The 14,796-nt window shown below is 43.1% G+C and carries 11 protein-coding genes and 2 pseudogenes; 4 read left to right on the forward strand and 9 right to left on the reverse strand.

Annotation, left to right across the window (positions count from 1 at the left end):
• The first annotated feature begins 128 nt into the window (after positions 1-128).
• The gene (locus RMZ42_RS16380) at positions 129-1,499 is read left to right on the forward strand and encodes a hypothetical protein (RefSeq protein ID WP_416211816.1); all 1,371 of its coding nucleotides are present in this window, start codon (positions 129-131) and stop codon (positions 1,497-1,499) included.
• 129 nt (positions 1,500-1,628) lie between these two features.
• On the opposite strand, the gene RMZ42_RS16385 is transcribed toward RMZ42_RS16380, so the two are convergent.
• On the reverse strand, positions 1,629-2,000 hold the full coding sequence (locus RMZ42_RS16385; protein ID WP_322672371.1) for a four helix bundle protein: 372 nt from the start codon (positions 1,998-2,000) through the stop codon (positions 1,629-1,631).
• Between the two features lie 90 nt (positions 2,001-2,090).
• Between RMZ42_RS16385 and RMZ42_RS16390 the strand changes: the two genes are divergently transcribed.
• A complete protein-coding gene (locus tag RMZ42_RS16390; RefSeq protein WP_322672372.1) occupies positions 2,091-3,275 on the forward strand; it encodes an ARPP-2 domain-containing protein in 1,185 nt (394 codons plus the stop codon).
• 204 nt (positions 3,276-3,479) lie between these two features.
• Here RMZ42_RS16390 and RMZ42_RS16395 read toward each other — a convergent pair.
• A pseudogene (locus tag RMZ42_RS16395) lies at positions 3,480-3,602 on the reverse strand (IS630 family transposase); the annotation flags it as partial.
• Positions 3,603-3,662: 60 nt separating this feature from the next.
• Here RMZ42_RS16395 and RMZ42_RS16400 point away from each other — a divergent pair.
• Positions 3,663-3,980: a transposase family protein gene (locus tag RMZ42_RS16400; protein WP_322672373.1), complete on the forward strand. Its 318-nt coding sequence runs from the start codon at positions 3,663-3,665 to the stop codon at positions 3,978-3,980.
• Between the two features lie 48 nt (positions 3,981-4,028).
• Here the strand turns inward: RMZ42_RS16400 and RMZ42_RS16405 are convergent, their stop codons facing one another.
• Positions 4,029-8,141, reverse strand: a complete 4,113-nt coding sequence (locus tag RMZ42_RS16405) for a CheR family methyltransferase (RefSeq protein WP_322672399.1) — start codon at positions 8,139-8,141, stop codon at positions 4,029-4,031.
• Between RMZ42_RS16405 and RMZ42_RS16410 the strand changes: the two genes are divergently transcribed.
• Complete coding sequence (locus tag RMZ42_RS16410) at positions 8,089-8,244, forward strand: hypothetical protein (protein WP_322672374.1); 156 nt, start codon at positions 8,089-8,091, stop codon at positions 8,242-8,244. The genes RMZ42_RS16405 and RMZ42_RS16410 overlap by 53 nt on opposite strands.
• 353 nt (positions 8,245-8,597) lie before the next feature.
• On the opposite strand, the pseudogene RMZ42_RS16415 reads toward RMZ42_RS16410, so the two are convergent.
• The 6 genes and pseudogenes from RMZ42_RS16415 to RMZ42_RS16440 all read right to left on the reverse strand — a co-directional run.
• Positions 8,598-8,985: pseudogene (locus RMZ42_RS16415) on the reverse strand (transposase); the annotation flags it as partial.
• 5 nt (positions 8,986-8,990) lie between these two features.
• The gene (locus RMZ42_RS16420) at positions 8,991-10,334 is read right to left on the reverse strand and encodes a glutamate-cysteine ligase family protein (protein ID WP_322672375.1); all 1,344 of its coding nucleotides are present in this window, start codon (positions 10,332-10,334) and stop codon (positions 8,991-8,993) included.
• A gap of 104 nt (positions 10,335-10,438) precedes the next feature.
• On the reverse strand, positions 10,439-10,600 hold the full coding sequence (locus tag RMZ42_RS16425) for a hypothetical protein (protein WP_322672376.1): 162 nt from the start codon (positions 10,598-10,600) through the stop codon (positions 10,439-10,441).
• Positions 10,601-10,810: 210 nt separating this feature from the next.
• Entirely contained in the window at positions 10,811-12,643 is a 1,833-nt protein-coding gene (locus tag RMZ42_RS16430; RefSeq protein ID WP_322672377.1) for an ABC transporter ATP-binding protein/permease, read from the reverse strand.
• A gap of 275 nt (positions 12,644-12,918) precedes the next feature.
• Complete coding sequence (locus RMZ42_RS16435) at positions 12,919-13,941, reverse strand: hydroxyacid dehydrogenase (protein WP_322672378.1); 1,023 nt, start codon at positions 13,939-13,941, stop codon at positions 12,919-12,921.
• 25 nt (positions 13,942-13,966) lie between these two features.
• Positions 13,967-14,752, reverse strand: coding sequence for an aspartate/glutamate racemase family protein (locus RMZ42_RS16440; RefSeq protein ID WP_322672379.1), 786 nt, complete (start codon positions 14,750-14,752; stop codon positions 13,967-13,969).
• Between the last annotated feature and the right edge of the window lie 44 nt (positions 14,753-14,796).

Below are 14,796 nucleotides of genomic sequence, written 5' to 3' on the forward strand. Positions count from 1 at the left end.
CCCTACACCCAACCCCCTACACCCTACACCCAACCCCCTACACCCTACACCCAACACCCTGTTTTCGATCAACAATGGACATTAATCGGGCTAACCAACATCAGCAGGTGGCAAGGGAAGATTTAGTCATGTTTATTAATGCCTGCCTCTCCTGCACAGGACAGCGTGAGTTCTATGGTGATGGTTACGGGCAGCGCGTATCCATTGACTTTTTGCACGACTATATTTTAGGTAATTACCGCTTACTCTATACCCGAACATTGGCAGCAGGGATTAACCACTTCAACCAAGCGCAGATTATCCTCAAATTACTAGCAACAGGAAAATATACACCCCCTGAACATCGACAAGAAGAAGGTGCATTAATTGCCGCAGCATTAACAGCCCTACCACCACAACGAGGTTGGGAAGTATTGCAACAATTGCGAAAAAGAAGTATCAATAATCGTCGTAGCAGAGCGATCGCTCGTGATTATCTCCAGCAAAAACGTGACATCAACTTTGATGCTGTCAAGTATCGCTCCAAATTTCGAGCGATCGCCTCCCATGCTCACCTCACCCTACCAGGGGAATTAGGTAATTTTCTCTTTGGTAAATGGAAACAGCAAGTTTATCAAACAGAGCTATTCGAGACATTTCGCCAAGCACACTATAGCGCTCAAGCAGTTTATCAACTACCCTTTACAGTTGCCGAAGGTTTAGCAGTAAAACACGGGATTAAACGAGAGGTCTTTTTATCCCGTATTCAAGAGCAAATGACTTTGAATGAAAAATTGCGCTTTCAAAGTTCAGCCAACCGCACAGAAGTAGAAATCGACATTAATTTAGGTCGTCTCCCCCTAACTCGCTTGGCGCTGTATATCCTATCTTTGCCATTGGATACTCGTAAACAGCAGTGGGATATCTTAAACCAAGCATTAGAGAAATCTGCTGCCTTCACATTAAGAAAATCACCTCTAAAACTAGGACGAGTAGCCGCAGTTCTAGATTGCAGCTACTCCAGTTCCGGTTCAGCCGAAAAACATCGTCGTCCTCTAGGGGTAGCCTTAGCTACTCATTACTTACTAAAAGCAGCATCCCAGGAATACCAAGCTTTTTGGACAGCATCAACCAGCGATCCACTGCTGATTCTACCTCGTGGACAAACAGACCTAGCTACTCCCCTACTGGATGCTTTAGACTGGGGCGCAGATTTAGTAGTACTTGTCACCGATGGTTGGGAAAATGATCCCCCCAGTGGAGCATCGGAAATTCTACGTGTCTATCGCGATCGTTTAGACCCAAAACAAAAAACTTCCATTATTCATTGCAACCCTGTTTACAACGCCGATGACTTTTCTTTACACCCCCTGAGTCCCGCAATTCCCACAGTAGGATTACGGGATGCAGAAGATTTACCTACGATGTTGGGCTTTGCCCGGTTTGCTGAAGGTTCTGCATCTTTAGCCGAATTGGAATCATATTTAGCAGAGCGAGTTAAGCAAATGTTAAGGGTGTAGGGTGTGGGGTGTTGGGTGTTGGGTGTAGTGTTTAAGACAATTGAATGCGAGTACGTCAAGCAGTTCAACACATTTTTAATTCCCCCCACACCCAACACCCTACCCCCAACACCCTGCTAGCAAGAAAATTTATTTACTTTCAAGAGCATGAATTAAACCTAGTAAGAGTTTACCAACTAATTCACATTGATTAAGAATACTATTGGTAGTCTCAGAAGAAGCTAGTTCAATTCTTTGAGAGATTAACCAATGAGTCTCTAACTCTTTGAGAGAACCTTGCGATATATATAAAAAATGGATATATTCTCCCCTGGATTTGCGTCCATACCCTTCAGCAATATTCGCTGCTATAGACACAGAAGCTCGACGAATCTGTGAAGTCATTCCATAAAGTTCTTCTTTGGGAAAAGTTTTGGTAAGACGATAGCAAATTTCAGCTAGATTTACCGCCTCCTGCCAAACTTTTAAGTCTTGGTAAGATTGAATTTTGGAATTTCCCATAACTTATATATTAACTTACCCTACACCCCACACCCTACACCCTACACCCCACACCCCACACCCCACACCCTACACCCCACACCCTATCCTATGGCATCCAAAAGCAATCTGTTAGCAGACATATCACTTAAAGGACTAGAAATTGCTCCTTCTCAAATACGGGGAGCAGTGCGGATTGTGCCATTATTGCGCCATCAGGTACGTAACGACTTGCGCTTGCTGCGTCGTAGCTACGATGAAGATTTAGCAGTTGTTTCCTTAGCAGGAGAAATGACAGCACCGGGAATGAAATATTTTTCCTATGTTCCTCACGGACTAGTGTTGTCTTGGACTAATGACGGCAGTCCTGTGGGGGCTTTTGGGGGACAGCTTTTTAAAACAGATGGTAAACAGCTAAACTATGGTTGCGCCAGTGTCCGGTTAATGCACCGGATGGTGAAGCGGGAATCTACTAATCAACTGAGATTTTTGCCACTGCACTTGGCAATGGAAGGCTTTTTATCAATGTTTTTCTCTGGCCCTGATATTGCCTGGAGTGAATATTCTAAGTATGCCCTTTCTCATGGGCTGGGTAGCCGAATGGAAAGCTCTTTTAGTGGACGTTATATTGCTGGACTTGAAGATGCTTTGCGGGTATTTGAAATTCACTCTCGACAGGTTGGGGTATTGGTATTTGTTGCCGAAGCATTAGCATCAGCTTTTGTAGTACCGACACCAGAGGACTATCGACTTTTGCACAATAGCTTGTTAGAAGATTTCTATGGTGAGTTATTGTACCAATACGCGTTGCTGCACGATACGACTTTTCCCATGAGTGTATCTTTAGATGAGTCAAAAATTAATGATTTAAAAGCTTTGAGAGCAGCAGTACAAAATATGCGTTCAGATTGGGCATCGTTTCAGGGTTTCATGGCAGAGGGACTGTTAGGACGCAAGTTAATTTCCCAAAAAGTCTATACTGCTGGTTCGTTCATGTTACAACGATTTATTACTGACCTCAACCCCAACGAAGAAAATCATATTGGGGAAGCGATTATTCGAGAGAATGGTGAATTGGAGTATTTGAAGACTTATCGCTTATCAGGAATGCAGACTCGCCGAGTTTATTTGCTGAGTCAGTTAGCCCAGCATAATTGGAATTTGGATGCTACAGCTAGTAAATTGGGCAATACACGAGAGGAATTTGTGCTGCGTTTAGAAAAGGTGGGTTTTGGTTATTTGCTTAATGCAGAAATAAGACAAGCAGCATTGAAAAAAGTCAAGGGTAAAAGGTGATATTGTCTTGCTAAGATTCAGCATTATTTTTTTACAAATTAATTTCAATACATTCGTCAATTTCCGAAAAAGTAAGCTGTTGTGCGTATAATTTGGACTTTTTCGGGTCTGCCACCATTGGTAACTCTGTAATGCTCTGGAAAATTACAGATGCGACAGCTTATAACACTGAGTCAAACAGGGTGAATACAAATCCTAAATGATTCATGAGAAAACACCATATTCATGCAGCTTTGGAAAGTCAAAAATTTGACAATCAATCGCTAACTCAAATAACCCTTTGACCACAGAGAACGAATGGCAAAAAAAGTAAACTTCTCGAATCAATAGACCTCTTGCAAAAGTCCTAAATGCGTGGGACAAGTAGGTTAGAGTTGGGTAGCATCTATGACCTACGAACAAGTAAAGAGCCTGAAGTCAGAGGACTTTAAACGCTTGTGTGGTGTACGTCCAGATACTTTTAACGAGATGGTAGAGGTAGTGCGATCGCACAGCCAGCCAAAACAGAAAACAGGGCGGCCGGGTAAATTAAGCTTAGAAGACCAATTGTTGATGACATTGGAATACTGGAGAGAGTACCGTACCTACTTTCATATAAGCCTAAAAGGAGAGAGATTTAGAGAGAGGTTTTCCAGATACCGTGAAAAGTCAGAACTACTGCCCCCTGCCCCCTGCCCCCTGCCTCACTTCGGCTACGCTCAGTGACCACCTGCCTCCTGCCCCCTGCCTCCTGCCTCCTTCAATTAAAAATCCCTAAGCTCGTCTCGCCAAGTTTGCCACGAGCCATGCCAATTGAACAGGTTCAACGGGTTTAGCAACGTGTACTTGAAAGCCAGCTTCGATCGCTTGCTGTCGTTGTGCCTCACTTGCGTAGGCAGTAAGAGCAACGGCTGGAATTTGCCCGCCCGCTTCGGCACTGAGCGATCGCACTTGCCGAATCAGCCAGTAACCGTCGTCTTCGGGCATCCCAATATCGCAAATCAGCACATTGAATCGATTGGGGTCTTCGCAAAGAGCGGATAAGGCTGCTCTAGCCGATGCGACGGTTAGTACTTGGGCCCCATAGCTTTCCAGCACAAATCTGAACAGATCGCGGGTATCAACTTCATCGTCTACGGCTAAAATGCACAATCCTGTTAAAGCAGGCACAGGTTCAGCCGAAGTATTGACCGCTTCTATCAATGCCATCGGCTCTACATCACTCGCTGATGTCACCTCTGAGGTGAGATTCTTTAGCGGCAGCCGAACGGTGAATGTCGCGCCTTGCCCCTCACCTAGACTTTCCGCCTGCACCGTGCCGCCGTGCAGTTCGATCAGATGACGCACGATCGCTAGCCCCAATCCCAGCCCTGCTTTTGCCTTGGTGGTGCTGGAGTCTCCTTGACGAAACCGCTCGAAAATGTGCGGCAACAAGTCCGCCTTAATTCCTTGTCCGGTGTCACTGACTTGAATTTGAGCCTGAGTCCCGATCGACTCAAGCACAATTTCGACTCGTCCACCTGACGGCGTGAACTTGATGGCGTTGGAGAGCAGATTATACAAGACTTGCTGTAAACGATCGATATCCCCAATGACCATTGCAGGATTCAAGTGTGAAACAAGTTGAATGTTCTTGGCTTCGGCTGAGAGTTGAATAGATTCGAGCGACGATCGAATCACCACGCCTAAATCAATCAGACGGCTGTTGAGAAGCAGCTTACCGCTGGTGATGCGGGAAATGTCGAGAATATCTTCAATCAGTTGAGATTGCAATTTTGCACTGCGCTCGATAACTTCTAGGGCATGAGTGACCATCGCTGCATTCAGGCTGCGCGTGCGAAGCATTTTTGCCCAACCCAGCATGGTGTTGAGCGGGTTTCGGAGTTCATGGGAGAGGTTCGAGACAAATTCATCTTTGGCTCGGTTGGCGGCTTCTGCCTGCTGACGGGCGACTTGCTCTTCTAATAGCCGCGATCGCTCCAGTTCAAACTGCTTGCGATTGGTGATGTCTGAGATCGCCAGCAAAATCATGTCCGTCTGGTCGTCTCGTTGCAGCTTGCAGGCATTGAGCAGCATGGTTTTTTGCCCAATCCGTTCAAAATAATGCTCTATCTCAAAATTTTGAACTTGACGATCGTTGATTAACACGTCTTCTAGAATCGATCGCAGTTCGGGAATATTCCACTGCTGATTGCCTAGCTCAAACAAGAAGGCTCGCTCGGTTTCAGCTTGAGTAACCTGAAACATTTTGTAGAACGCTTGATTGGCCGTGTTCACCCGCAGATCGGACTGTAACACGAGTAGCGGGATCTGCACGGTTTCGACGATCGCTTCTGCATAGTTACGAGCAATTTCTAACATTTCGGCATGGGATTTGAGCGCGTTGATGTCGAGGAAAACCATAGTTACCCCGTCAATTTGATTTTCCGTCGTGCGATAAGGGCGAATGCGGAGCGCATACCAGTAGCCTGCTTGAGTTTGGATATCCTGTTCTTTGGTGTTGAGCGTCTCCAGTACCTCTAAGGTCATCGCTTCTAAATGAGAAACGTCAAAATCAGTGCGGAGGTCGTGAAACGGTCGGCCGACATCGGCAGCAATGAAATTGAACAAGCGCTGCGCGGCAGGTGTAAAGCGGCGAATTCTCAAATCATTGGTCAGCATTAAAATGGGGACGCTGATGCTCTCAATGAAGTTGTTCAGGTCGCTATTGTCTCGGTTTTGTTGCAGATTGCGGCTACGAAGTTCGTCGTTTGTTGTGGAAAGTTCTTCGTTAGTGGCTTGAATTTCTTCTTTCGCCGTTTGAAGTTCTTCGTTCGTGCTTTGCAACTCCTCGTTGCTCGACAGGATTTCTTCGTTCGCTACGCGCAGGCTTTGGTTGAGATAGTTCTGTTCTTGAATGACCGCTTGCAGATGGGCTTGCGCCGAAAGTTCGCGTTGCGTTGCGGCGGCTAGCGACTGCCTAAGCTGCATCACTTCACGCTCTAAGTCTTCTAGCTCTCGCTGCTCAGTCAGGGCGGAAGTGAGGGGAGTAGCCAAAGGTAAAATCGCTTCAAAAATCACTAGAAAATAAACCGCGTTTGCCGTTGTCGGCTGAAACGGCATCACTTCCAGATTGAGAAACGTGGATTGCTCACCCGATTTAATCTCAATTCGTTCTTGTCGAACCGAAACGTTTTGCGTTTGAGCTTGATAAATTGCCATCCGCAGCGCGTTCGCCAATCCTTCTCGCGCCATCAGCAGCAAGTTTAAGTCGATACTGCCAGGGGTGAGTTTCAGGTAGCAATCGGTGTCTCCACGCACAGACAAAATCTGCATTTGGTCGTTAACAACAACAGAGACAGGCGCATAGCGATTTGAAATCAGCCGGTCGATTTCTCGTGCCAGATCCAACGTACTGGCGATGGTTTCAGTGACGCGATCCCGATGAATGACGCTGATAAAGGGCAAAGGAGGAGTCGTAAACGAAAACAGCGATCGCGTCGAAGTCTGCTTCTTTCCATAAATCTTCGCCGCTTCATCTACAGAAGTAAACAATTCTGAGGAAGTTTTGACGCTCTCTGAAGTACCTAAGACCAGAAAGCCCGTTGAATTGAGGCTGTAGTGAAACAGCGACATGATTCGCTCTTGCAACAAATCGGATAGATAGATCAGTACGTTCCGACAGCTAATCAGATCGAGATTCGAGAAAGGCGGGTCGCCGCCTAAGTTGTGATGAGCAAACACACACAGTTCACGAATTGCGCTGCTGATTTGATAGCCCCCGCTTTCCAAAGGCACAAAGAAGCGATCGCGGCGCTCTGGGGAAACGCCCTCCATTTGGCTGTCTAAGTAGAAGCCGGCTCTAGCTTTGTCGATGGCGGCTTTGCTAATATCGGTAGCAAAAATCTGAATCTGCGGTGCGGTGGCGCGATCGCTAAAAAACTCTAACAAGCAGATGGCGATCGAGTAGACTTCTTCTCCGGTTGAGCAGCCTGCCACCCAAACCCGAATCGGTATTGCTGCGGTTTTGTTTTGGCTAATCACCGGAAAAACCTGCGCTTTTAACTGCTCAAACGTTTCCGGGTCACGAAAGAAACTAGTGACGTGAATCAGAATTTCTTCATACAGTGCTTGCACTTCAGCCGGATGTGCTTGTATATACAAAGCGTATTCTTCTAGGGTTTCTAGCTTATAGAGCAGCATTCGTCGCTGCATTCGACGATCGATCGTACTGGGCTTATAAGCGGTGAAGTCAATGCCCGTCGTTGTTCGCAGCAGGGCAAAAATTCGGGTCAGCGCATCCCCCGGTTCGGAGAAATTCTCTATAAGTTGCAGTGGCTCTGAGTATAACAAAAAGCGGCTACGACTGAGGGCGGCTATTTGTTTAGCGATCGCTTTTGGCGGCAGCACAAAATCAACGTTCCCAGTTGCCACAGCAGTACTCGGCATACTGTCAAATCTTGCCGTGTCTTCACACTGAGCAAACGTCACCCCACCAGCTACTTTGATCGCTTTCAACCCCTGAGAACCGTCTCCATCCATACCCGATAGCACGATGGCGATCGCTTTGGTGCCGCGATCGGCTGCCAATGATTTAAAAAACGCATCCCCCGGCAGATATTTGCCGTCAATCTTCTGACGCGAAGCCAAGTGCAGCATACCATTGACGAGCGTCATCTCAGTATTAGGTGGAATCACATACACTTCGTTTGGCTCGACCATCATTCGGTCTTGCACCTGCTGCACTGGCATGGTAGTGACTTTGCCTAGAATTTCAGACAGCAAGCTTTTGTGGTTAGGAGACAAGTGCTGAATTAGCACAAACGCCATGCCCGTATCCGTGGGCAAGTGAGCAATGAGTTCTGTAAATGCCTCTAATCCGCCAGCAGAAGCAGCGATGCCAACAATCGGAAAGGGAGCATCGGTTTTAGGGAATTGCTCTGGATCGATCGGTTCACCTGGAGGCAGTGCAAATGAATTTTCTCTGGGGGGGGGGGAAATTCATAGATAGAAGGCAGAGATCCTTTCAGTAACGGGGTTTTGAGCATTTTTTGCCAAAATAATTGGCGCAAACTCAAGTGTGAATGTGCTAGGTCAGCCTCATCCTATCGCGCTGGGTCAGTCATAATCTTCCCCCCAAAGTAGGCAATTAAGAGCCAATTGCACGTTTAATTACCTAATTTTTCAATTGTCGAAAATACAAATAACACACAATAGCACTGCAATTCTATTCCAGTGAGACTATTCCTTAGGACTCTTGCAAAAGTGCTTTTTGCAAGAGAGGGAAAAGGGTAAAGGGGAAGGGGACGATACAGAACTTTTTCCCCTTCCCCCCGCCCCTTATCCCGACTTATGCAAGAAGTCTAATCTTTTTGCTTGTAACCAAATGTCTTCTACAGGATTCTGTTGTGGAGCATTCGGGGCAAAACGCTCACAAGTTATCAACCATTGTTCTGTTTCTAATTCTGCATTGAGCGAGTCTAAATACTCTTTAATTTGCCCGGAACGGTGGTAACTAGCACCGTCCCAAATAATTAAAATTTTTGCACCTCTTTCGTTGTGACTGAAGATATTCTAAAAAACCTATTGTCGTGTGAGAATTAGCTTTTTTTACTTTGGAAATCAAAAATTCTTTTGTTTTATAGTCTAATGCCCCGAAATAAGTTTGTTTACAACGAGCGTTGGCTACAGGAACTGATACTCGTTCGCTCGTTTTGCCCCAAACATAACCGTTTACGTCTCCCCATAACAAGTCCCTTAATGCTGTAGCAACAATCGTTCATCAGTATCCAAGGCTGCTAGGGGATTTTCTATATCTATCCATGAAACCTGTTCTTCTAGCTTGTCACAACAAGAACGTACTAAACGCAAACCGACATCTAACGAAAGTTGAGTATTTGTTGGGGTAAACTCTTGCAAGATGCTGGCTTCTATCGTCTGATACCGATCGAGGTGCCTGCTGAGTTTTAGGAGAAAATTTGCTCCTTCACCACCATCTTTGATAGCAAACTGCAAAATGGAATCGACGTAAGCTCTAACTTTGGGGTTTTTAATTCCCTCGGTAGCTGATGTATAGAGCAATTCCCCATTAAGATATTCAAAATCTGGTACATACAGGCGATCGCCAACTAGTTCAAATATCTGCATCCCTTGAGCTGGTCTGACTGTTAACTTTTCGCACCTGACTCGATGAGCCGCTTTTTCAAGCAATGTAATCACTGCTAATATTACTGATGGATAGTTACTATCTATACATCTTATTTCTACCGTGCCGAGTTTGTTGAGTCTAACTGGATTCCAAGCTGACTTGAGTAAGTCCCCTCCGGCTTCTTTGAACAGATTCGGTTCAATTGAGGCTTTTTCCATTGCTTGTAACCAAGCATAGTAACGAGCAAATTGCTGTTCAACTAAACCTTCGACACTTTCGGCATAAGACATAAGGGAGCCAACAGGCTGTAAATGAGTGTAAACTCCTTCCCAACCAAAGATTTCGCTACCCCGATAACGAATTGTGTGCGCGGCTAGACCAATCGCTTGTCCCTCATAAAAGGGACACGCCCGCGTCAGGGAAATCAGTGCAGAGTCACAAGCTGTAGCTAAATTAAAGATATTTAATAGTTCTTCTCGCTCTGCCAATGTTGAGTTGTAGGATATTGCAACACGAGGGTCAATTACCCCAGGCGGAACTTCTAAATGCAGATGCGTACCTGTACATTTTCCGGCGTGTAAAAATTGTTCATAGCCTACAGTCCGCGCTTGGATATGGTAATTAGGCTGATCCCGCATAACTGGCATAGTATGCAAAGGATAGCTAGACAAAGGATAAAGGCGTAAACCAATCTGTTGCGCTGCACAGAGTGCTAATTTGAGATTTGTAAGATAAACTCTTCCTAATTCTTTGGCAGTGTCCGCAGGCGGCGTGTTAATTTCTACCATACTTTTGACGAACTCTGCCACAAAGTATTTTGGGTTTAAACCTTGTGCTTGAGCCATTAACTGGCAACTTGTTAAAAACTCATCGGCGCGATCGCTCAAATGACCAGCTTCATCTACCAGAAAAAATTCTTGCTCAAGACCAATACGACGCTTTACTAGATCCATTTAGGCCTCCGTAAGAGTAATCCCGCCACAGCCCCAATACTTTATATGTAGCTTAAAGGATAAAGTGACGAATAGTACGTTTGTAAAGCTGAAACACAAGAGGATTAAGCAGTACTGTCACTAGCAGGCGCAGCGATGGCGATTATGCGATCGCAAAGGATACTGAACAAAAGCGGCGATCGCACATTGAGGTGAAAGATTTCTTCGTCAACGCCACTGCCTTGCCATTCAGTTAAATGCTGGTTTTCTGAACTAATTGTAGCCATATTCCCTCTATATTCTAGAAATATTGGAACGATGTTTCTGTGCAAGTTTTTTGAGTTGTGTAAGCACAAGATAGTATGCTAATAACAAGCAACTAACCATTCTGTTCGGTTGAGATAGTCAAGCGATCGCTTTTTTCCCAGCGATCGCTTTTAATTTTTCACTAATTGGCACAATTGACCGTAAAGCTTATACCTTCTGACAGCTTACTGCTATTGGGGTTTATCCTTAGAAGACTCATTTATTTTGATTTGAGTATTTGTGGCGGGTTTAGTAATGCTTGCTTTTTGATTTCGATAATCTTGCACGGTTAGAAGTTGCCAACTAGAATCTTGTGAAAGTTCCAAAACCCATTGATGATAATCATATAGACTTTCTCTATGCCCAACACTGATAAACGTTGTTTTTGTCTCTTGTAACTGTTGATACAAGTTTCCTTCGTTTTTCAAATCTAAAGCGCTGGTTGCTTCGTCTAATATAGTAAAGCTAGGACGGGTAACTAATAGTCTTGCAAAAGCTAGGCGTTGTTGTTCTCCCAGCGATAAGATATTTTCCCAAGGAACTTCTGTATCAAAGTTGTCTACTCGACTAAGCAAGTTTTGCAAGTTAACTTGTTGCAATACTTCTTTAAGTTCTGCGTCGGTCATCTGGTGGTTTGTATTCGGATAGAGTAACTGTTCGCGCAAAGTTCCCAAGATGATGTAAGGACGTTGAGGCAAAAACAACAATTCTTTTAGGGGAGGTCGCACCAGACGACCGGTTCCTGCGTTCCACAAACCAGCGATCGCTCTTAACAGAGAACTTTTACCTCGACCACTAGGGCCAACAATTAATAAACCTTCTCCTGCTTGAACAGTCAGCGACAAATCTTCGACAATCACCTGTTCGTAATCCGGTGTTTGTAAAGTGACATCATCAAAAGCGAGATGATTTTCTTCGATTGTTTTGATGGTACTGACATTTTCTGGTTGTTTAGTTACTGTTTCTAAAGCATCTGAAAAATCAGCTAAACGCTCAACATAACTGGAAAATCGTCCAGAAGTTCCAAATTCATCTATTAATGTTGCCAGCCCATTAGCAAACATACTGCAAGCTACAACTGCTTGGCTAACTTGTCCGAAATCAATTTCACCTCGAATATATACAGGTGCAAATATTAAATAAGGAAATATTTGGATAATAGACCGATATCCTCTGTTAAAAATGTCTTTATTTCTTTCCCAATCAATCTTACTTTCAGAATTTTTAAAAAGATGATTAAATCTCCGCTGAATGATATTTAATTCTTGGTTTTCTCCCCGGAAAAAAGCTATCGATTCAGCATGGTTACGAACATGAGTTAAGCTATATGTATAATCAGCTTTAGATTCAAGTTCTTCTTGAGTAATCTTATCTAATTCTTGACTCAAATAAACAGCAATCAAATTGCCTATAATCGTATAAGTAAGCAGAAATGCTACAGCAAATTGGGAAATTGACCAAAGAATTATTAAAAAAGTCGTCATTTCCAGGATTTTTTCAAACAAAGTAGCTGAAAAATTTAGAGCAGTCCTGGCAATAGGTTCGATTTCTTGGGATAGACGTTGATCTGGGTTATCGATATCGGAGCTAAAATTGATTTTATAATAAGCGCGATCGCTAAAATATTTTTCTAAAATCTGCTGGTTAAGCCATTGATACCAATCAAGGGCAATTTTTTTTCTGACAAATTTAGTCAATCCTGTCAAGAACGTGATTAAGAGCAGTCCAAGACCGTAAAGTGATAACGTACTAAAAAACTTAGAAGTATCTTTATCTTGAATAATGACATCGATTAAATAGCGATCGACGAAGCTATTAAAGGCAGTTACGCCCACAAGTCCAATTATTAATAAGATTAGGAGAACGAGCATTCCCCATGCCTGAATCACATCTGAAAATGCTCTTCCGTTGAGATTTGTGGGATACCAGTAAGGCCCGGCGATCGCTTTGACATTTTCCCAAAATCGAGTAAAACCGGAAGAAGTATTTGTTAATGATTGATTTTGAATAACTTGGGTTGACATGTTTTATCAATAAACGGAAATCTTGTTTGAGTGAATAAGGCAGGAGGCAGGAGGCTGCAATCAGTGTAGGCTCTAAACTTACATTGATTGCAGATGGGGCTTAAATCCTTGCTTGCAAGCGATCGTGGCAAGCTATACAAGGACAGTATTCCTTCTGTCTTTCTTGCTAAACTTAGTAATTTTTAGTGCTGAGTAATAAGTGAAGTTTATCACTCATGACTCAGCACTTGGAACTATTTTTCCATTTAGATTACGGCAGTTTGCAAGTAATACTATTACAAGTTTTGAAACTTGTTCCAAACTTCAGGATTGACGATGTGAAGCGGCTTTTCACCTTGAAGCACTTGAAGTATTTGATTAGCTGCGGAAAGTGCAGCAGCCATACCAGCTTCAGGTGTAACTCCAGCTAGATGAGGTGAGTAAATTACATTGTCAAAGTTATATAAAGGATTATCTATAGATGGGGGTTCAGGCTCAAACACATCTAGTGCAGCTCCAGCTATCCATTTTTCGCGTAGAGCTACAACCAAATCTTTTTCACGAACTATCTTCCCACGAGAGGTATTGATCAAAAAAGCAGTAGATTTCATCTTCTTAAAAGCTTCCAGAGCAAACATTTCATGAGTTTCATCGGTTAGCTCAGGATGTAAAGATACAAAATCAGATTCAGCCAGAAGATAATCTAAATCTTTGACTAGAGTTGCACCTACTGTTTGGGCTTTATTGGATGGAACATAAGGATCGTAGGCTAAAACTCGCATTTGAAATGCTGTACTACAAATTTTAGCAACAGCACTACCAATTCTTCCCAAACCAACAATACCAAGTGTTTTTCCTTCTACTTGAATTGGTTGTATCTGATTACGAATTAAATAGTTTCCTGTTTTCACACACTGATTGAGGAAACTCAAATTTTTTGCAAGAGATAAAATCATGCAAATCGTGTGTTCTGTAACAGCAGTTGTTGACAACCCTGGGTTGTTGACTACGACAATTCCCTGTTCTGTTGCAGCAGCAATATCGATGGCATCAGTTCCAAATCCAGATGTACTGATGACTTTTAATTTTTTTGCCAATTGAATTGATTGGGCATCTAATTTAGTAGGATAACGGACAAATACGCCAGATGCGTCTTGAATAGCATCATTGATATTATTCTTAGTCGGTTCTTTGATAATTTCGATATTAGTGTGTTCCTCAAGGAGTTTTTCACCTGTTTCGTCATACATTCTCCCGATTAAAAGAACTTTGTGAGTTTTAGTATTCGTTGCTGAAATTTGGGGGAAAATAGCTGTCATACAATTTCTCCTAGATTAAATTATTTCACACAAAAGAGTTTATGGGCGATGGATATAATTGTTGAGGTAGTTTCATACTTTCTAGAATTAAATTAGAATTATTAGAATTAGATGCGGTTGGCTCTAATAGCTGAGACAAGTTTTGAGCAATAGTAATTAAAGGGTCGATCGCTTGAATAGAATCAATGCCATTTAACTTGAGATATTTGGCTAGGATATGAAATTCTGTACAACCAGAAATAAAGGAACGAGTCTTATATTTATTTAACAACTTTTGAACGTCTTCAAGAATTGCTAGTGGGTTTTGTCCTCGTTTTAATACTTTAAAAATCATCTCATGAATCAAACGATGATCTTTTTCATCTGGAGAAATAATTTGATTCGCAGCAGTACAACCTCGTTCAAACAATTTTTTTTTGTAAGTACCTGTACCTGCAAGTAAAAGGGCAGGCTCATCATGTTCTTGCAGTTGTTGGTCTGCAATTTTAATTAAGGAGATTACTTTATTAGTCTGATGCTCTGGAAGATGAGCCAAAGCATAATGAGCAGTGCAACAACCAATCACTATGCGATCGACTAATTGATTAAGTTTTTCTAAATGTATTTGCACAAAATCAATGAATTCTCTTTCATTTCCACTATGAACTGAAGTCGTGCGATCTGGTGCAGAGGGAAGTGAGAAAACAATAACGTTGGGTGCTTCTTGTTCGTTGTCGATATACTGGTTGTATTCATAAATGGTTTTAAGAAATTCAACAGTAATTACAGGCCCCATTCCGCCTAAAACTCCAAGAACTGGTAGTTTATTCATAAATATCCTCAAAATTTGTGATTACTATGGTTGAACTGTGTAGA

This window comes from Nostoc sp. DedQUE05 (assembly GCF_034530955.1).
GTDB lineage: Bacteria > Cyanobacteriota > Cyanobacteriia > Cyanobacteriales > Nostocaceae > Nostoc.